The organism is Vibrio nigripulchritudo (assembly GCF_027924785.1).
Lineage (GTDB): Bacteria > Pseudomonadota > Gammaproteobacteria > Enterobacterales > Vibrionaceae > Vibrio > Vibrio nigripulchritudo.
In genome coordinates, this window is record NZ_AP027049.1 from 3952603 (window position 1) to 3971230 (window position 18628).

General features: G+C 48.0%; 17 protein-coding genes. 13 read left to right on the forward strand and 4 right to left on the reverse strand.

Going from position 1 to position 18628, the window contains the following annotated elements:
* The 5 genes from def (at position 1) to QMG91_RS18080 (ending at position 5784) form a co-directional block, all read left to right on the forward strand.
* Positions 1 to 522: a peptide deformylase gene (gene def, locus QMG91_RS18060; RefSeq protein WP_004406486.1), complete on the forward strand. Its 522-nt coding sequence runs from the start codon at positions 1 to 3 to the stop codon at positions 520 to 522.
* A gap of 32 nt (positions 523 to 554) precedes the next feature.
* Positions 555 to 1502, forward strand: a complete 948-nt coding sequence (gene fmt, locus QMG91_RS18065; RefSeq protein WP_281828049.1) for a methionyl-tRNA formyltransferase — start codon at positions 555 to 557, stop codon at positions 1500 to 1502.
* An 86-nt stretch (positions 1503 to 1588) separates the two neighbouring features.
* Complete coding sequence (rsmB, locus tag QMG91_RS18070) at positions 1589 to 2869, forward strand: 16S rRNA (cytosine(967)-C(5))-methyltransferase RsmB (RefSeq protein WP_281828050.1); 1281 nt, start codon at positions 1589 to 1591, stop codon at positions 2867 to 2869.
* A 35-nt stretch (positions 2870 to 2904) separates the two neighbouring features.
* On the forward strand, positions 2905 to 4281 hold the full coding sequence (trkA, locus tag QMG91_RS18075) for a Trk system potassium transporter TrkA (RefSeq protein ID WP_004406496.1): 1377 nt from the start codon (positions 2905 to 2907) through the stop codon (positions 4279 to 4281).
* 57 nt (positions 4282 to 4338) lie between these two features.
* Positions 4339 to 5784 (forward strand): TrkH family potassium uptake protein, encoded by a 1446-nt coding sequence (locus QMG91_RS18080; RefSeq protein ID WP_281828051.1) that lies wholly within the window; start codon positions 4339 to 4341, stop codon positions 5782 to 5784.
* 11 nt (positions 5785 to 5795) lie between these two features.
* Here the strand turns inward: QMG91_RS18080 and trhA are convergent, their stop codons facing one another.
* Positions 5796 to 6449 carry a PAQR family membrane homeostasis protein TrhA gene (gene trhA, locus QMG91_RS18085; protein WP_022552149.1) on the reverse strand — a complete coding sequence of 218 codons (654 nt, stop codon included), beginning with the start codon at positions 6447 to 6449 and terminating at the stop codon, positions 5796 to 5798.
* 92 nt (positions 6450 to 6541) lie between these two features.
* Complete coding sequence (locus QMG91_RS18090) at positions 6542 to 7342, reverse strand: sporulation protein (protein ID WP_281828052.1); 801 nt, start codon at positions 7340 to 7342, stop codon at positions 6542 to 6544.
* Positions 7343 to 7917: 575 nt separating this feature from the next.
* On the opposite strand from QMG91_RS18090, the gene QMG91_RS18095 reads away from it, so the two are divergent.
* The 4 genes from QMG91_RS18095 to QMG91_RS18110 all read left to right on the forward strand — a co-directional run bounded on the left by QMG91_RS18095 (position 7918) and on the right by QMG91_RS18110 (position 11570).
* Entirely contained in the window at positions 7918 to 8181 is a 264-nt protein-coding gene (locus QMG91_RS18095) for a YihD family protein (protein ID WP_004406505.1), read from the forward strand.
* A gap of 308 nt (positions 8182 to 8489) precedes the next feature.
* The gene (gene ccoG / locus QMG91_RS18100) at positions 8490 to 9908 is read left to right on the forward strand and encodes a cytochrome c oxidase accessory protein CcoG (RefSeq protein ID WP_281828053.1); all 1419 of its coding nucleotides are present in this window, start codon (positions 8490 to 8492) and stop codon (positions 9906 to 9908) included.
* A gap of 45 nt (positions 9909 to 9953) precedes the next feature.
* Positions 9954 to 10940, forward strand: a complete 987-nt coding sequence (locus QMG91_RS18105) for a serine/threonine protein kinase (protein WP_281828054.1) — start codon at positions 9954 to 9956, stop codon at positions 10938 to 10940.
* 27 nt (positions 10941 to 10967) lie between these two features.
* Complete coding sequence (locus QMG91_RS18110) at positions 10968 to 11570, forward strand: thiol:disulfide interchange protein DsbA/DsbL (RefSeq protein ID WP_004406510.1); 603 nt, start codon at positions 10968 to 10970, stop codon at positions 11568 to 11570.
* A gap of 69 nt (positions 11571 to 11639) precedes the next feature.
* Here QMG91_RS18110 and QMG91_RS18115 read toward each other — a convergent pair whose 3' ends face one another.
* Positions 11640 to 12524: an acyltransferase gene (locus tag QMG91_RS18115; protein ID WP_281828055.1), complete on the reverse strand. Its 885-nt coding sequence runs from the start codon at positions 12522 to 12524 to the stop codon at positions 11640 to 11642.
* A 211-nt stretch (positions 12525 to 12735) separates the two neighbouring features.
* On the opposite strand from QMG91_RS18115, the gene QMG91_RS18120 reads away from it, so the two are divergent.
* Positions 12736 to 13710, forward strand: a complete 975-nt coding sequence (locus tag QMG91_RS18120) for a DUF2860 family protein (protein WP_281828056.1) — start codon at positions 12736 to 12738, stop codon at positions 13708 to 13710.
* 43 nt (positions 13711 to 13753) lie between these two features.
* Here the strand turns inward: QMG91_RS18120 and QMG91_RS18125 are convergent, their stop codons facing one another.
* A complete protein-coding gene (locus QMG91_RS18125) occupies positions 13754 to 15277 on the reverse strand; it encodes a YifB family Mg chelatase-like AAA ATPase (RefSeq protein ID WP_281828058.1) in 1524 nt (507 codons plus the stop codon).
* A 455-nt stretch (positions 15278 to 15732) separates the two neighbouring features.
* Between QMG91_RS18125 and ilvG the strand changes: the two genes are divergently transcribed.
* From ilvG to ilvE, 3 genes are read left to right on the forward strand one after another with little or no spacing between them, the layout of a single operon-like run.
* Positions 15733 to 17379 (forward strand): acetolactate synthase 2 catalytic subunit, encoded by a 1647-nt coding sequence (gene ilvG / locus QMG91_RS18130; RefSeq protein WP_281828059.1) that lies wholly within the window; start codon positions 15733 to 15735, stop codon positions 17377 to 17379.
* Positions 17379 to 17663 carry an acetolactate synthase 2 small subunit gene (gene ilvM, locus QMG91_RS18135; protein WP_004406520.1) on the forward strand — a complete coding sequence of 95 codons (285 nt, stop codon included), beginning with the start codon at positions 17379 to 17381 and terminating at the stop codon, positions 17661 to 17663. The genes ilvG and ilvM overlap by 1 nt, the downstream gene beginning before the upstream one ends.
* Positions 17664 to 17678: 15 nt before the next feature.
* The gene (ilvE, locus tag QMG91_RS18140) at positions 17679 to 18626 is read left to right on the forward strand and encodes a branched-chain-amino-acid transaminase (RefSeq protein ID WP_004406522.1); all 948 of its coding nucleotides are present in this window, start codon (positions 17679 to 17681) and stop codon (positions 18624 to 18626) included.
* The last annotated feature ends 2 nt before the right edge of the window (positions 18627 to 18628 follow it).

Here is an 18628-nt window from a genome sequence, read left to right on the forward strand (position 1 = left end):
ATGTCTGTATTACAAGTATTAACTTTCCCTGATGATCGCCTTCGCACAGTGGCAAAACCTGTCGAAGCGGTGACACCAGAGATTCAAAAGATCGTCGACGACATGTTGGAAACCATGTACGACGAAGAAGGCATCGGTCTGGCGGCAACCCAGGTTGATATTCACCAGCGCATCGTCGTCATCGACGTGTCTGACACCCGTGATCAACCAATGGTGTTGATCAACCCTGAAATCACCGACAAGCGCGGTGAAGACGGCATTGAAGAAGGCTGTTTGTCTATTCCGGGTGCACGCGCATTGGTTCCTCGTGCGGCAGAAGTGTCTGTGACTGCACTGGATCGTGAAGGCAAAGAGTATTCGTTTGAAGCAGATGAGCTTTTGGCTATCTGTGTTCAGCACGAGCTGGACCACCTTGAGGGCAAACTCTTTGTGGACTACCTTTCGCCTCTGAAGCGTAAGCGTATTCAAGATAAGATGCTTAAACTTAAGCGTTTTAACGAGAAGCAAGCGAAAAGAGCCTAACACCCTTCTTCACATATTTAAGGAAGTTTACCTTGAGTCAGTCTTTAAGAATTGTCTTTGCAGGTACTCCGGACTTCGCCGCCCGTCATTTGGCGGCGTTATTGTCTTCGGAGCACGAGGTTATTGCGGTTTACACCAACCCAGATCGACCAGCAGGTCGCGGTAAGAAACTCACCCCTTCGGCGGTTAAGAGCCTGGCGCTGGAACATGACTTGCCCGTTTATCAACCAGAAAACTTCAAATCCGACGAAGCGAAACAAGCGCTGGCCGATTTGAATGCCGACATCATGGTCGTTGTGGCTTACGGTATGTTGCTGCCACAAGCCGTACTGGATACACCTCGCTTTGGTTGTATTAACGTTCACGGTTCGATTTTGCCTCGCTGGCGTGGAGCAGCACCGATTCAACGTTCAGTATGGGCTGGTGATGAAGAAGCTGGCGTAACCATCATGCAGATGGACATCGGTCTGGATACTGGTGATATGCTGAAAATTGCAACGCTTCCAATTGAAGCGACCGATACCAGCACATCCATGTACGACAAGTTAGCGGAACTTGGTCCTCAGGCTCTGATTGACTGCCTTGGTGATATCGCAGAAGGTAAAGCCGTTCCTGTTAAGCAGAATGACGACGAAGCCAGCTACGCCAAGAAACTCAGCAAAGAAGAGGCACGCATCAACTGGAACGACGATGCGGCTCACATAGAGCGCTGCGTCCGCGCATTTAACCCATGGCCAATCAGCCATTTCGATGCCGCTGATAACACCATCAAAGTCTGGCAAAGCCGTCTGGACAACCAAACCACGGACAAGCCAGCAGGCACCATCCTTCAAGCTGACAAAACAGGTATCTATGTCGCAACAGGTAATGGCGTATTAGTGCTTGAACAGATTCAGGTTCCGGGTAAAAAAGCCATGTCAGTTCAGGACATTTTGAACGCAAGAGCGTCCTGGTTTGAAGTAGGCAGCCAACTGGTTTAACCCAGAACAAACGACGAAGTGCATGATCACTTCATTACGAACTTTTTGGGGGCAGAGATGCCCTCCTTTGCTTTAAGGTATTCACCATGAATGTTCGCGCTGAAGCAGCCAACGTTTTGTATCTTGTTGTCGACAAGGGTCACTCATTATCTACTGCCCTTCCTGCCGCACAACAGAATATCCGCTCTCGTGACCACGCCCTGCTGCAAGAGATTTGCTACGGCGCGTTACGTTACCTTCCTCGTCTGGAAACCATCGCCAATAACCTGATGGACAAACCGTTAAAAGGTAAGCAACGAGTATTCCACCACTTGATTCTGGTCGGCATTTACCAGCTCAGCTTTATGCGGATTCCCGCGCATGCCGCGGTAGGTGAAACCGTGGAAGGCACCAAAGCGCTGAAAGGTCCTCGCTTAAGAGGGTTAATCAACGCTGTATTACGTAATTACCAACGCAATCAGGAAGAGCTGGATCAAGCTGCCGTTAGCCATAATGCAGGTAAATACGCACACCCGAGCTGGCTATTAAAGTTGTTGCAAGATGCTTACCCAGAGCAGTGGGAAACAATTATCGAAGCCAACAATCAGAAAGCGCCGATGTGGCTTCGCGTTAACCACCAGCATCACAGCCGCGACGAATACCTTGAGCTACTCAAAAATGAAAACATAGATGCGAGCGCTCACTCCGAAGCAGAAGACGCCATAAAATTAGCCTCACCAAAAGATGTGGCTTCTCTTCCGGGGTTCGAAAAAGGTTGGGTGTCGGTTCAGGATGCGGCAGCGCAATTGTCCTTAAATTACCTTGAACCTAAAGACGGGGAATTGATTCTGGACTGTTGTGCGGCGCCGGGCGGGAAAACCGCGCATATTCTGGAACGAACCACCAACAGCGATGTTGTTGCCATCGACTGTGACGAAAACCGCCTGAAGCGGGTGCATGAAAACCTGAAGCGTCTCAATCTTCAGGCGAAAGTCGTTTGCGGTGATGCACGTAATCCTCAAGAATGGTGGCAAGGCGAACAATTTGATCGCATTTTGCTGGATGCACCCTGCTCCGCAACGGGTGTGATTCGCCGTCATCCGGACATCAAATGGCTAAGACGCGCAGACGACATTGAAGCGCTTGCCGAGCTGCAAAGCGAAATTCTGGATGCCATGTGGCAGCAGCTAAAACCTGGGGGCACCTTGGTTTACGCGACGTGTTCAATCACGCCACAAGAAAACAAACATCAGGTCATTCAGTTCCTTGAAAGAACCGATAGCGCTCAGCTTGTCGGTTCAGAGCTGGATAATCCGGGCAGACAGATTCTTCCGGGCGAAGAAGATATGGACGGGTTTTATTACGCCGTTTTAACGAAAAAAGCTTAGGCGCGATACTAGGGTCTAAGCAGAATAGGTGAGCGATGAAAATCATCATACTCGGTGCTGGACAAGTTGGTGGCACCCTCGCAGAAAACTTGGTGGGTGAAAATAACGACATCACAGTTGTAGACCGTGATGGAGACCGACTTCGTGAGTTGCAGGACAAGTACGATTTGCGTGTGGTAAATGGGTTCGCGTGTCACCCAGATGTGCTGCGCGAAGCGGGGGCGCAAGATGCCGATATGCTTGTCGCCGTTACCAATACCGATGAGACCAACATGGCGGCTTGTCAGGTGGCGTTCACCCTATTCAATACCCCAAACCGTATTGCCCGAATACGCTCGCCTGAGTATCTGGCTGAGAAAGATGCGCTGTTCCAGTCGGGTGCCATTCCTGTCGATCATTTAATTGCGCCCGAAGAACTGGTAACCAGCTACATTGAACGTTTGATTCAATACCCTGGAGCATTGCAGGTGGTGAGCTTTGCAGAACGTAAAGTCAGCCTCGTAGCAGTAAAAGCCTACTATGGTGGTCCTTTGGTCGGAAACGCCTTGTCTGCTCTGCGCGATCACATGCCCCACATCGACACACGTGTGGCAGCTATCTTCCGTCAGGGTCGTCCGATTCGCCCACAGGGCACTACCATTATTGAAGCCGACGACGAGGTTTTCTTCGTCGCCGCCAGTAACCACATTCGCTCGGTAATGAGTGAGCTTCAGCGCCTTGAAAAACCTTACCGTCGTATCATGATTGTGGGCGGCGGTAACATCGGTGCCAGCCTCGCTAAACGCTTGGAGAAAGAGTACAGCGTAAAACTGATTGAACGAGGCTACCAAAGGGCAGAAAGGCTATCCGAGCAACTGGAAAACACCATTGTTTTCTGTGGTGACGCTGCCGATCAGGAACTGCTTGCTGAAGAAAACATTGATCAGGTGGATGTGTTCATCGCCCTGACCAATGAAGACGAAACCAACATCATGTCAGCCATGCTTGCAAAACGTATGGGTGCCAAGAAAGTGATGGTACTGATTCAGCGTGGCGCCTACGTAGACTTAGTCCAGGGCGGAACCATTGATGTGGCGATTTCACCACAGCAAGCCACCATTTCTGCTTTGCTTACTCACGTTCGTCGAGCCGATATCGTTAACGTTTCCTCTCTGCGTCGTGGTGCGGCCGAAGCCATCGAAGCCATCGCTCACGGTGATGAAACCACCTCCAAAGTGGTGGGACGTGCAGTTGGCGATATCAAGCTGCCGCCGGGTACTACCATAGGTGCCATCGTTAGGGGTGAAGAAGTGCTGATTGCCCATGACAGAACTGTGATTGAACAAGATGATCACGTGGTGATGTTCCTCGTCGACAAGAAATACGTGCCAGACGTCGAGCGTTTGTTCCAACCAAGCCCATTCTTCCTATAGAGTCAGCGTAGGCGCTCCGATTTCAAAGCGCCGCTCAAACCGTGGTAATAAGTCGATATGGTTCATTTACGCCCGATCTTATTTGTCATTGGACTGGTGCTCTCTAAACTAGCCCTCTTCATGTACGCCCCCACTGCGGTGGCATTCTTCTCAGGCACGCCCGGCTTCATTGAGTTTGGGCAATCGGTACTTATCCTTCATGGTGTCGCCTTTGTCTGTCTGACTATTGGTCGCACTGCCGAATTCCGGCTCGGGGTTCGGGATATGTTCCTGATCACCTCGTTTGTGTGGACCATCGCCAGCGCCTTTGCCGCTTTGCCGTTTGTGTTCATCAATCACATCAGCTTTACCGATGCGTATTTCGAAACCATGTCAGGTATCACGACCACAGGCTCCACTGTGCTCAGTGGGTTGGATGAGATGGCTCCGAGTATCTTGTTATGGCGTTCAATACTGCAATGGCTAGGTGGAATAGGGTTTATCGTCATGGGTGTGGCGATCTTGCCCATGCTCAATGTCGGAGGGATGCGACTCTTCCAAACCGAAAGCTCAGACTGGTCAGATAAAAGTGCGCCAAGAACTAAGATTGTCGCCATCCATATCGTCTATGTGTACCTCACACTCACCGCTTTGTGCCTGATTGGGTACTTGCTCACCGGAATGTCTGGGTTTGATGCCATCAATCACGCTTTCACGACTCTTTCGACAGGCGGCTACTCCACATCGGATGGCTCGATGAACCACTTTTCCAACGGCGCGCATTGGGTCGCAATCGCATTTATGTTCTTGGGTGGGTTGCCTTTCTTGCTGTTTGTCACGGCATTAAAGAAAAAGCGCCCGATGTCATTGTGGCAAGATGCTCAGGTAAAAGGGTTCGCCTATCTGGTGCTGTTTACCGCGTCAGTCGTGGCAGCTTGGCTGTGGTTTCATGAAGATTATTCCATGTCTGATGCGGTTCGCGTCTCGCTATTCAACATCATCTCTGTAGTGACAACCACGGGCTTTGGGTTGGAGGATTTCACCGCGTGGGGAGCACTACCCGGGGTCATTTTTGCGTTCATCATGATGGCAGGGGCATGCTCGGGATCGACCTCCGGTGGAATCAAAGTGTTCCGCTTTCAGATTGCACTTACTCTACTCCACAAGCAGATGATGAAGCTGATTCACCCGTCTGGCGTCTTCGTCCAGAAATACAATCAGCGCCCAGTTAATGAGGACATTGTGCGCTCTCTCGTCGCGTTCGGACTGATGTTCCTTATCACCATCATTGTTATAGCGGGTGCACTAGGAGCAATGGGGCTGGATCCGGTGACAGCCATTTCTGGCGCAGTCACTGCGGTTGCGAATGTAGGGCCGGGGATGGGTCATGTGATTGGCCCTACTGGAAATTTTGCACCACTGCCAGATGCCGCCAAATGGATACTGAGCTTAGGAATGCTGATGGGCAGGCTAGAAATTCTGACGATTCTGGTGCTGTTCTTCCCTGCATTCTGGAGAAGGTAGTGAAGACCCGATTAAATCGGGTCAACAAAGAAATAGATCGCAAAGAAATGGCACGCTGCCCCACCCAGAACAAACCCATGCCAGATGGCATGGTTAAAGGGAATGCGTTTGCAGACGTAGAAAATCACCCCGAGTGAATACACCACTCCGCCCACTGCCAGCAAGACCAGACCGCCAATATCCAATGAAATAGCCAGTTGATAAATCACGATAAGTGATAGCCACCCCATGGTCAGATAGGTATACAACGATAGCTTTTTAAACCGATACACAAAGGCAATTTTGGCGATGATACCAATCAGGGCGATCGACCAAATCACAATCATCAAACCAATCGCGAGTGGCGTTCTTAAACTCACTAAAAGAAACGGGGTATAGCTTCCCGCAATAAGGAGGTAAATCGCACAATGGTCAAAGGTTTTCAGCCAACGTTTGGCTTTTCGATAGGGAACGGCGTGATAAACCGTAGACGCAAGAAACAGTAAAATCAAACTGCCGCCATACACACTCATACTGGTAATGGTCAATGCGTCGGCATGGTGGTCTACGGCTTTAATCAGTAAAAAAACCAGCCCAACGATGCCGCAAATCATTCCCAATGCATGAGTAACGCTGTTGGCGATTTCTTCATTTAAGCTGTATTCACTCGCTAAAGGACGTGTCATACGCCCCTCCTTCAATAGAGTAACGACTCAAGAGAGGTGCAGTATGACATATTCAGAGTACACTTGTAAGCTTAAATTTTTACGTCAAAGAATCAGGTAGAGCTTTCTAAAAACTCCAACACCTGTCTGCCCGCTTCTTCCCCTGAAAGTTGAGAAGACAAGGCTAAATGACGCTTAAGTTCATTCCCACCTAACAGCCCGGCAAGCATACCGCCGATGCCTCTTTTGCGGCGATCCACTTCAAACCAGAGTTTCAGCTCATTCTCATCACGATAGGCGACGATTTCCAGTTCACGCCAACGACCGTGATAAGGTCCTGTCGTCGGGACAAACTCAAATTCCTGAACGAATGGGAGCTCAAACCCTTTCGCTTCTTCACATTCAACCTGACGGATGCGAAGCCCCTGCTCCTCTAACGCGGTAAAAATCCCGTCCATTAACGGATCAGGACGTACAGTCAATACATCTTTATCGGTTGGGTCGATCGCCATGGAAATGTCTAAGCCAGTTTCCAGCCAGACTTTGGCATCGCCAATCGTAACTGGGGTGTTCCAGGGAATGGGAAGCTCTACATCAAACACACGCTCTTCACTCGGTTCAATGGTAAAAGCATAAGGCAGTTGCCATGACGCCAAAGCGTATTTCACGTTTTGCTTTTTGGTCTGCATTCCTTCCTGAACGTGGCTTTTGTCATTGTCTGCCGGAACTTCGCGAACATAACGACAACAAAGCTTCAAATCGATGTTGTCAACTTCCTGAGCCGACGATCCGCCATACACATGGATTTTAATGCTGACATTTTGCCCAGGAATCAGCACTTCCTGCTGAAGAATAGAATCTACTTTGGCACTGCCAATACCAAAGCTAGCTAGCGTTTTTTTAAAAAATGACATGAACAACTCCTCTAAATTGGGGTCTTCCTTTGCTTTATAAGGTCATGATTGGCAGAAGAAAGTTCCGTTTATTTTCTATACATATCCTGTACGGTCGGCTTGTGCAACATTCAAACAATGGACTCACTAAAAAATGAGCAAAAAACCAGCATTTCATTCGCACATTCTTACAATTAGTGCTACTCTCTGAGCCGGATATGATTTCATATCTTTACTCCTGATTTTCTATTGGATTGGCACGGCCAGAAGAGAGAAATCTCATAGGGAATCGGGCCATTAATTTGGCAAGGGATGTGTCTGACTGTTAGGTAAACCAATGCGCCCAACACCTGTCAGGTTTTCGCACACGAATCGTAGTGCGAGTCGACGTCGCCCAGGTTTTGTATCTGCTCCGGTTAACAGCAAACCGGCTCCACAAGTAAACTTAGTTGCTCGCAACGCTCAAAAGAGCCAGCAAGACAATAAAGTTACCGAAGCGGCTTAATGAAAAGCGCGGTCTTTGACTGCGCTTTTTTATTTCAACAGATTTTGTTAACTTAGCGACATAAGACAACACAAGTATTGTGGAGAAAGAAATGAAATGTCACCGCGTCAATGAGCTGATTGAACTGATCCACCCTGAATGGCAAAAAGACTCTGAGCTCAATTTAATGGAGTTCATCGTCAAGTTGACTCAAGAAGCAGGTTATGACGGTAAATTAGAAGATCTAACGGATGATGTGCTGATTTATCACCTTAAGATGCGCAACAGTGAAAAAGACGAGATGATTCCAGGTCTGGCAAAAGATCAGGAAGACGATTTTAAAACTGCGTTGCTTAAAGCACGCGGCGTAATTTAACTCCCTCTTTCTCAGAAGCGGCGCCAGCCGCTTTTTTGTCCCTGCCCTCTGTTTACCCTTTTTTCTACTCAACTGTTACTAAGATTCTTTTTAAACCTTGATACCCATAAAAAAATAAATGTTTTTAAACCCGTATAATTCGTGTGCAATTTGAGCTACGCCTTATTCTTCATCAACACAAACCTGATAGTTAAAGGGCTTGATCGTGTGAGAATAATATAGGGCGACTAAAATAAAAGATAAGTAGCAATGTCGAAGAGTGAAGGCAAAAGAACCTTCACCTCAATACGCCTAAGAAGGACACCTGTATGGGTCAGGAAAGAATCGATGTCAAAGACGTGACTCCGAAAACCTTTAATCCCAAAACACATAAAGGGAAAGGAGATCGCTTTAACCCAAGTAACCGAATTTACGTTCGGGAAAGCAAAGGTACTTACCAAAAGCTTCGCCGATATGGAGGCTGGTTTCTACTGCTCATATTTGGTTTAACCCCATGGATACCTTACGGAGACAGACAGGCAATTTTGCTTGATCTGGGCAATCAGCAATTCAACTTCTTTGGTACCACCTTATATCCTCAGGATTTAACGCTGCTTGCGTTACTGTTTATGATCGCGGCTTTTGGACTCTTTTTTCTTACCACTTTTTTGGGTCGCGTCTGGTGTGGGTATCTTTGCCCTCAAACAGTCTGGACGTTCATGTACATCTGGTTTGAAGAGAAGCTGGAAGGCTCAGCCAATAAAAGGCGCAAGCAAGACAGTGGAAATCTGTCATCCAACCTGGTTTTCAGAAAAACGCTCAAGCATATAGCGTGGTGGGCGATTGCTTTAATCACCGGTTTCACGTTTGTCGGCTACTTCGTGCCCGTAAAAGATCTGGTGATTGACTTTTTCACTTTAAATGCCAGTTTCTGGCCGGTGTTCTGGGTCGTCTTTTTTGCCGCCTGTACTTACGGGAATGCTGGCTGGATGCGATCTATCATGTGCATTCATATGTGCCCGTATTCTCGCTTCCAGTCTGCGATGTTTGATAAAGACACCTACATCGTAGGGTACGACACCAAGCGAGGTGAAACCCGAGGCGGACGCTCACGCAAAGCCGATCCAAAATCACTTGGGCTTGGTGACTGCATCGACTGCGATCTCTGCGTGCAGGTCTGCCCGACTGGCATCGACATTCGGGATGGCTTGCAGTACGAGTGTATCAACTGCGGTGCCTGTATTGATGCCTGTGACAAAACCATGGATCGCATGGGCTACGAAAAAGGGCTCATCAGTTACACCACGGAACACCGCTTATCGGGGCATAAAACCCACATTATGCGTCCTAAATTACTGGGATACGGTGTGGTGATGATACTGATGACGGGTCTGTTTCTGTTCCAGATCGCCAGTGTTGAGCCCGCAGGGATGTCAGTATTACGAGATAGAAATCAACTATTTCGGATGAACAGCGAAGGGCTGGTGGAAAACACCTACACGCTAAAAATCATCAATAAAACTCAAGAGCGACAAGAATACACGCTCAGTGTAGAAGGGCTTAGCGACGTTCGCTGGTATGGCGCTCAGACGGTACATGTTAATCCCGGTGAAGTATTGAACCTTCCACTCAGCCTGGGGGCAGACCCAGACAAACTTAGCTCTCCTATCTCAAAGATTCAGTTTATACTCTCGGACAGTGACCAATTTACTGTTGAAGTCGAAAGCCGGTTTATTAAAAAGCTTTAGACTTTCTGAGATGGAATGAGGCGCAGCAATGCGCCTTTCTTTTGTATGTCTGATAACGCTTTTAACTTCGAAGCTCTGACCCCTGACTTCATGTGGTACGCATTAGAAAGTATCGGTGTTCGCGCAGAATCCGGTCTGCTGGCTTTGAACAGCTATGAAAACCGGGTTTACCAGTTTACCGATGAAGATCGCCGTCGATATGTGGTGAAGTTTTATCGTCCTTCACGTTGGAGCAAAGCGCAAATTCAGGAAGAACACGATTTCGCGCTTGAATTGCTCGAACAGGATATCCCCCTTGCACCGCCACTACGAATCAATGGCAATACGCTGCACGAATACCAAGGCTACTTATTCACTCTGTTTGAGAGTGTGGGTGGGCGCCAGTTCGAAGTCGACAACTTTGAACAACTGGAATGGGTCGGTCGTTTTTTGGGGCGTATTCACAAAGTTGCACAAACTAAACACTTCAAGCATCGACCCACGATAGGATTAGACGAGTACCTGTACCAGCCAAGAACCGTGTTGCAGCAATCCAATATGATTCCAATGTATTTGGAGCAGAGCTTTTTCAATGACTTGGATTTGCTCATTGCTAGGATTGAGTCGTACTGGCACTCGGATTTTAACCTGCAGCGTTTACATGGGGATTGCCACCCGGGAAACATCTTATGGCGCGACGGTCCCATGTTTGTGGATTTAGACGATGCGAGAAACGGACCTGCGGTACAAGACCTGTGGATGCTGCTTAATGGGGAGCGCCACGACAAACTGGCTCAGCTGGATATCATTCTTGAGGGTTATGAGGAATTCTGTAACTTTAATCACAATGAATTGAAACTAATTGAGCCTTTGCGCGGTCTACGAATGGTACATTACATGGCTTGGTTGGCCAGGCGTTGGCAAGATCCGGCGTTTCCTGCTGCCTTCCCATGGTTTGATGATCCAAAGTACTGGGAAAGTCAGGTACTGGCATTCAAAGAACAAATTGCGGCGCTGGATGAACCTTCTCTGACTCTGATGCCACAATATTAAGAAAAGTAATAATGGAGTAAGTACACAATGAAAAAGCTGTTTGCACTTGTCGCAACACTTGTATTGAGCGTCAGCGCTCACGCTGCGCAGTTTAAGGAAGGCACCAATTACAAAGTGCTGGATTTAGAAGCCTCTAAAACCCCGACTGTTACCGAGTTCTTCTCTTTTTATTGCCCTCACTGTAACTCGTTTGAGCCAATCATCCAGCAACTGAAAAAGAAAATCCCTGAAGATGCGAAACTGGTTAAGAACCACGTCTCTTTTATGGGTGGCAACATGGGTGCACCAATGAGCAAAGCTTACGCGACCATGGTTGCGCTAAAAGTGGAAGACAAAATGGTGCCAGTGATGTTCAACCGCATTCACAACCTGCGTAAGCCACCAAAAGACGAAGCTGAATTGCGCCAAATCTTCCTGGATGAAGGTGTTGATGCGAAGAAATTTGATGCGGCATACAAAGGCTTTGCCGTAGATTCAATGGTTCGCCGTTTCGACAAGCAGTTCCAAAATAGCGGCCTGCGTGGCGTGCCAGCAGTAGTGGTAAACAATAAGTACCTGGTAAATACAGAAGGTCTTGAGTCTCTGGACCAGTACTTCGATTTGGTTAACTACCTGCTGAAGCTGAAATAACACTTCGCTACAACGAGCTAAGAAAAAAAGGAGCCTAGGCTCCTTTTTTGTTGCATGACATATCCAGAACTACCGGCTTTGATAAATATTCTTTAGCACTTCATCTTTTTGTCGCCAAACATCCCCCAGCCATTGCTGGAACTGGCGCTTATAAGGCTTGTCATTAAAGTAATCCCCCTGAACTTCCTCTGTCATCGGAATGGTGCGGATTCTCACCTCAATGCGCTTCATTCTTCCCATCAGCATATCCTTAAAAGGCGAATTCACATTCTCTGGATAAGCAAGAGTTACATCGATAATGTTGTCAAACTGCTCGCCCATGGCGGCAAGGGTATATGCGATACCGCCTGACTTTGGTGCCAGCAGGTACTCATAAGGTGCTTTTGATTTGCGCTGTTTATCCTGGGTAAAGCGAGTCCCTTCCACGTAATTCACCACGGTAGTCGGCAGGTGGCGAAACTTCTCGCAGGAGCGTCTGGTCGTTGCCAGATCCTGACCGCGCTTTTCAGGATGACGAATCAGATATTCTCGCGAGTAACGGCGCATAAATGGCATGTCCAGCGCCCAGCAAGCCATACCTACAAATGGTACGTACAGCAGTTGCTGTTTAAGAAAAAACTTCGGCATCGGGATTTTGTCTTTGAATACAGTGCAAAGCACTACAATGTCAGTCCAGCTTAGATGGTTACTGATCATCAGGTACCAACCGTCTTTTTTCAGCCCTTCTCCCCCCTCAATCGTCCACTCTACGCGATTAGACGCAGACAGAATCAAACCATTCACAGTCGCCCATAGCCACATGAAAAAGTTGGCTGCACGGGTAATTTGCGTTTTAAGCTTTTGCCCGGGGAGCAGAAGCTTTACCAGCGCTAAGATAACTATTGGAATCGAGCACATAGCGGAATTAAGAATAACGAGCGAAACATTGATGATAAGAAGAAGATAACCAAACATAGACGCTATAAGTGTTGGAAAGTGAACCGAGCCAATAAAACGGTGCAATATTGTACTGTGCTGTCATCTTAATGTAATCCATTTATTTAATGGTCTGATTTGTCGAATTTTTCGTATGCTGTCATGGAATAATGAGTTAACTACGGATTAACATGATCACTTGTACTCTCAGCCAAAAACAGATCTCGCAACATTAGATAAAGGAAATATCATGAAACGAAAATCGTTAAGTGTTGTACTTGCAGCGTTATTTGCCTCTTATGGCGTACAGGCAGAACTGAACGATAGAAATGGAATCAGTGGCGAGGTCGCTATTAATGTTGGATACACCAGCCAGACTTCCAATTTGAACACAGAAGCCGATGCTCAACGTGTAGAAGGGGAAACCCCAACGCAAAATAAAGAGCTCATTGCCCCTCTCGGAAATTTGCAATACACCTTCGGAGATAAGCGAAACCATCAAGTGTTCATCGGTACGTCACGTGCGGACGTTGCTATTGGTACATTAGCACTTGAGCTCGGTTATCGTAATGAACTGCCATCCGGTATGACATGGAGTGTTGCGGCTTTGCCAAGTGTATTGCAATCTGATGTATGGCAAGATCCATATCAGTTGGTGGGTTCGAGAAAAGAAACTAAAGAGTTCGGTACGGCTTACCGCTTACAACTGAAGAAAACGCCACTTTGGGGACTCAATTTTGATTTCGCTTACGGTCAAATCAATATCGACAAGGAAACGTCGGGCTCTGAGCTGGCTTCAGGTGCAGAGAAGCTGGCTCGTGAAGGAAATGTCTACTATTCAAAGGTAGAGAAGTTTCTTCCCCTCAGCCGCACGACATTCCTGATGCCTTCATTGAAATACGTTCAGCGTAATGCCGACGGCTCTGCCATGCAGAATACTGGGATAGGCGCAGACCTGACCGTGTTGATGCTAAGAGGTCAACACCAGATCGCAACCACTGTTTCTTACATGAACAGAGGTTACGACGATGTAAACCCCGTGTTTGACAAAACCCGTGACGACAACCAACTCAAGCTGTTCCTCGCTTATGAGTATCAGAACTTCATGAACTGGGAGAATACCTCTCTGGTCGCTTTCGGTGGTTATGAGAATGTCTCTTCAAACATCGATTTTTATGACAGCAGTAACTGGATTGTGGCTACGGGCTTAAACTACAGCTTCTAATTCCACCTTACTTTTAAAAAATGCCAGCAAACGCTGGCATTTTTTATACCGCCTGAGCCGTCAGTTGCTTCATTAATCTGTCCATCGCTCGATAACCCAACGCTTCAGCAATATGTGGCCGCTCGATTTGAGGGCTTCCTGACAAATCTGCAATGGTACGTGCCACTTTGATGATTCGATGATAAGCGCGTATGGATAACCCGAGTTGGTGCAATGCGTTCTCCAGAAACTCTGCATCTTGCTTGTGCAAAGGACAGTATTTGTCGATTTCACGTGTACCCAGTAGCGCATTCACTTTTCCACTGCGAGCCTGCATTTTCTCTCGGGCAAAGTTGACCCTCTGTTTCACCACCTGAGTCGGCTCTCCGCGATCGCCACCTTCTGATAACGTACCTTTCGGTAGTGCCGGTATTTCCAGTGACATATCAAAGCGATCAAGTAAAGGCCCTGATAGTCGCCCCAAATACCGCAGGATCGTCTGAGGGTTCACTCGAGCCTGATTCCCCTCATAGTACCCCGTAGGGCTAGGGTTCAATGCCCCAACTAACTGGAATCGGGCAGGAAAACGGGTTTTCCCCGCGGCGCGAGAAATAATGATTTCACCGGATTCCAGTGGTTCTCTGAGTGAATCCAGAACCTTTCGTTCAAACTCCGGCATCTCATCTAAAAATAACAAACCGTTATGAGCTAAAGATATTTCACCAGGACGGGGAATCGATCCACCGCCAACCAGTGCTGCCATAGAACTCGAATGATGTGGGGAACGGAATGGACGCTTCTTCCAGTTGTACTGATTTATCTCTTGTTGGGTGAGAGAAGCAACCGAAGCGCTTTCCATTGCCTCATCTTCGCTCATGTCGGGCAGCAAATCGCACAGTCGCGACGCCAACATGGTTTTCCCCGTGCCGGGTGGTCCAAGAAAAAGCAAATTGTGATTACCCGCAGCGGCAATTTCTAGTGCTCGCTTACCTTGCTGCTGACCAATGATATCTTGCAGGCATCGTGATGATTCCTTTGCAAAATGAAGTTCTGGGGTTTGAAATAATCCCAGTGTTTTCTGCCCACACAAATCAGCGCACACATCGAGTAAATTGGCTGCCGATTTGTGAACATCCGCCCCTACAAGCGCTGCCTGATCACCATTGGCATCGGGCACAACCAAGCAATGATTTTCCCGGTTTGCGGCTAACGCCGCTGGTAACACGCCTTTGACAGACCGAAGCTCACCCGAAAGAGCCAGTTCACCAATAAACTCGGTCTGACCTAGTTTGGTAATGGCAACTTGCTCTGATGCCGCCAAAATACCCAGCGCTATGGGTAAATCAAACCTTCCACCTTCTTTCGGTAAATCAGCGGGAGCCAGATTGACCGTAATTCGCTTGGCTGGAAACTCAAAGCCTGAATTAATAATCGCACTGCGAACCCGATCTCGGGATTCTTTCACAGTAGTTTCTGGTAATCCTACCAACGTAAACCCTGGCATTCCGTTGCTAATGTGAACCTCAACCGTCACTTCTGGAGCTTCCACTCCTACACACGCCCGGCTATGAATGATCGCTAACGCCATGTTGCTTCCCTGCCTACTATTTAAACAATGACAAATTTATAACTAATTAATTTTTAAAGACTATTTCTTGTATATCCTTTTTCCGCACGCAATAAATGTGAAAAAAGTCTTACTTTTTGCTTGTCATGTAACCAAGGATTGTGTTACCACTAGAAACGCAAACAAATTCACAACTTTTGAATAACTAGAATTAATGAAATTATCTGCTCGCACTAACGCACTCGTTGCCCTGATTATCGTGGTCATTATTAGTACCGCGCGGGGGATTGTGGGCAGAAAATAACCACAGAATAGCAAAAACCCCCGCGCTGAGAAGCTCGGGGGTTTTTTTATAACTTAAGACATCATTAACCGAATGAAATCAGGTTAATACAGGAAGAATGGGAGCACACGATGTGCCAAGGCAGTAAAGGGATGAAGCCGTTTCGTCCCTCGCAAACCGCAGGAGAGCAGCAATGACAGGAGCAGAATTGGTTGTTGCGGCTCTGCAGCAAGAAGGAATTAAAACGGTATTTGGCTACCCGGGCGGTGCCATTATGCCAATCTACGACGCGTTATATGATGGAGGTGTGGAGCACATCCTATGCCGCCATGAACAAGGCGCTGCCATGGCAGCAATTGGTATGGCGCGTGCAACACAAGACGTTGCTGTCTGTATGGCAACATCCGGACCAGGTGCCACAAATCTGGTTACCGGTCTGGCGGATGCCTTTCTAGATTCGGTGCCTCTGGTTGCGATTACCGGTCAGGTTGCCAGTTCTCATATAGGTACTGACGCATTCCAGGAAATGGATGTGATTGGCATGTCATTGGCGTGTACCAAGCATAGCTACCTGGTTACTGACATCAACGAGCTCGCCCCCACTCTTGCCGAAGCTTTTGAAGTAGCGAAAACAGGTCGTCCGGGACCGGTTATCGTCGATATCGCCAAAGACGTTCAACTGGCTCAGGCTCCAACAGAAATCCTTCCTCATTTCGAGCCACCAGCAATCCCAGTTGTTGATCCTGAAGCCGTAGCACAAGCGCAAGAACTTCTGTCTAAAGCAACGCGCCCTGTCTTATATGTCGGTGGCGGTGTTCAATTGGCAAACGCGACAGAATCCGTTCGTGAGTTTCTGCGTCTTAACCCTATGCCTTCTGTCAGCACCCTTAAAGGGCTGGGAACCATCGAAAGGCACGATCCTCACTATCTTGGCATGCTGGGTATGCACGGCACCAAAGCGGCAAACCTGGTGGTTCAGGAATCTGATCTTCTGATTGTGGTCGGTGCACGTTTTGATGACCGAGTGACAGGTAAACTTGATACCTTTGCGCCTCACGCCAAAGTAATTCATATCGATATCGATGCCGCTGAATTTAATAAACTAAGAACCGCTAACGCGGCACTTCGTGGTGACATCAATGTCATCCTTCCTCAACTTGAGTTGTCCCACGATATCTCTCCTTGGGTTCATCACAGTGAAAGTTTAAGAAGCGGATTCAAATGGCGTTATGACCACCCTGGCGATCTCATTTTTGCCCCTCTTCTGCTTAAACAGCTTTCCGACATGATGCCTGACTCTTCCATGGTATCGACCGATGTTGGTCAGCACCAAATGTGGGCAGCGCAGCACATTCAGGCTCGTGAGCCGCAAAACTTCATCAGCTCTGCCGGTCTGGGCACTATGGGTTTCGGTCTTCCAGCTGCAATGGGGGCGGCAGTCGCACGTCCTGATGACCAGTCTATCCTTATATCTGGGGATGGTTCATTTATGATGAACGTTCAGGAATTGGGAACGCTCAAGCGCCGCCAGATTCCTGTGAAAATGGTGCTTCTGGATAACCAGCGTCTGGGTATGGTTCGTCAGTGGCAATCGCTGTTCTTCGATGGTCGCCACAGTGAAACCATTCTTGATGACAACCCAGACTTCATCATGCTGGCACAAGCATTCGGTATTCCGGGCAAGGTCATCACCAAGAAAGAAGAAGTTGAGCCAGCACTAAAAGAGATGCTGGAAAGCGAAACGTCTTACTTACTGCACGTTTTGATCGACGAAGAAGAAAATGTATGGCCTCTGGTTCCACCAGGCGCTTCAAACAATGACATGCTGGAGAACACCTGATGCAACGTTACTTAATGGACATCAAAGCCGATGATAAGCCTGTATTGCTGGAACGTGTTCTTCGTGTGGTTCGCCACCGTGGTTTTGTCATCAAGCAGGTTGCTGCGACTCAAAACCACGAAAGCAAGGTTGCCAGCGTAGAAATCATCGTCGATAGCGACCGCCCTATCACCACTCTTATCAATCAGATAGAAAAGCTGTGGGACATTCGCACTGTAGAGGTCACGGAAATCAATAGAGACGAATTGCCCAATAACAACTTACAACAAAAAGTTTGTGCTTAAGGAAGGAATGCGAACATGACAAAAAAGACAGCTGATTACATCTGGTTCAATGGTGAAATGGTTCCTTGGGGAGAGGCGAACGTTCACGTCTTGACTCACGCCATGCACTACGGTACTTCCGTGTTTGAAGGTGTTCGTTGCTACAACACACCAAACGGACCAATCGTATTCCGCCACTTAGAGCACGCCAAACGCCTAAAAGATTCTGCAAAAATATACCGCTTTCCTATTCCTTACACAGTTGAGGAAATCATGGAAGCCACTCGTGAGACTCTGCGCCAGAACAAGCTGGATAACGCTTACATCCGTCCATTGGGTTTTGTTGGCAATGTGGGCTTGGGGGTATGTCCACCGGAAGGCACCGAAATGGAGGTGATCATTGCGGCATTCCCATGGGGTTCTTACTTAGGTGAAGAAGCATTGGAAAACGGTGTAGATGCGATGATTTCAAGCTGGAATCGTGCCGCACCTAACACCATCCCTACTGCAGCAAAAGCTGGTGGTAACTACCTATCTTCATTGCTAGTAGGCGGTGAAGCCCGTCGTCATGGCTATGATGAAGGTATTGCGCTTAGCGTTGACGGCTACCTTTCTGAAGGGGCGGGTGAAAACATCTTTGTTGTAAAAGACGGAGTGATCACCACACCGCCAGCAACCAGTGCGATCCTTCCGGGTATCACTCGTGACTCCATCATGACGCTAGCGCGAGATCGTGGCTACGAAGTACGTGAAGCCAACATTGCTCGTGAAGCGCTATACCTAGCAGATGAAGTCTTTATGACGGGTACTGCAGCGGAAATTGTGCCAGTGAGCACCATAGACAAAATTGACGTGGGCAGCGGTAAACGCGGTCCGATTACAAAAGAAATGCAAGACGCCTATTTTGGGTTGTTTAACGGCACCACAGAGGACAAGTGGGGCTGGCTGGATTACGTATATCCAGAGAATGCACCAGCGAAGTAAGG

Bases quoted from the DNA above. Each gene is read 5' to 3' on its own strand.
- def (WP_004406486.1), top strand. From the start codon at position 1: ATGTCTGTATTACAAGTATTAACTTTCCCTGATGATCGCCTTCGCACA.
- rsmB (WP_281828050.1), top strand. From the start codon at position 1,589: ATGAATGTTCGCGCTGAAGCAGCCAACGTTTTGTATCTTGTTGTCGAC.
- trkA (WP_004406496.1), top strand. From the start codon at position 2,905: ATGAAAATCATCATACTCGGTGCTGGACAAGTTGGTGGCACCCTCGCA.
- QMG91_RS18080 (WP_281828051.1), top strand. From the start codon at position 4,339: ATGGTTCATTTACGCCCGATCTTATTTGTCATTGGACTGGTGCTCTCT.
- trhA (WP_022552149.1), bottom strand. From the start codon at position 6,449: ATGACACGTCCTTTAGCGAGTGAATACAGCTTAAATGAAGAAATCGCC.
- QMG91_RS18090 (WP_281828052.1), bottom strand. From the start codon at position 7,342: ATGTCATTTTTTAAAAAAACGCTAGCTAGCTTTGGTATTGGCAGTGCC.
- QMG91_RS18095 (WP_004406505.1), top strand. From the start codon at position 7,918: ATGAAATGTCACCGCGTCAATGAGCTGATTGAACTGATCCACCCTGAA.
- ccoG (WP_281828053.1), top strand. From the start codon at position 8,490: ATGGGTCAGGAAAGAATCGATGTCAAAGACGTGACTCCGAAAACCTTT.
- QMG91_RS18105 (WP_281828054.1), top strand. From the start codon at position 9,954: ATGTCTGATAACGCTTTTAACTTCGAAGCTCTGACCCCTGACTTCATG.
- QMG91_RS18110 (WP_004406510.1), top strand. From the start codon at position 10,968: ATGAAAAAGCTGTTTGCACTTGTCGCAACACTTGTATTGAGCGTCAGC.
- QMG91_RS18115 (WP_281828055.1), bottom strand. From the start codon at position 12,524: ATGTTTGGTTATCTTCTTCTTATCATCAATGTTTCGCTCGTTATTCTT.
- QMG91_RS18120 (WP_281828056.1), top strand. From the start codon at position 12,736: ATGAAACGAAAATCGTTAAGTGTTGTACTTGCAGCGTTATTTGCCTCT.
- QMG91_RS18125 (WP_281828058.1), bottom strand. From the start codon at position 15,277: ATGGCGTTAGCGATCATTCATAGCCGGGCGTGTGTAGGAGTGGAAGCT.
- ilvG (WP_281828059.1), top strand. From the start codon at position 15,733: ATGACAGGAGCAGAATTGGTTGTTGCGGCTCTGCAGCAAGAAGGAATT.
- ilvM (WP_004406520.1), top strand. From the start codon at position 17,379: ATGCAACGTTACTTAATGGACATCAAAGCCGATGATAAGCCTGTATTG.
- ilvE (WP_004406522.1), top strand. From the start codon at position 17,679: ATGACAAAAAAGACAGCTGATTACATCTGGTTCAATGGTGAAATGGTT.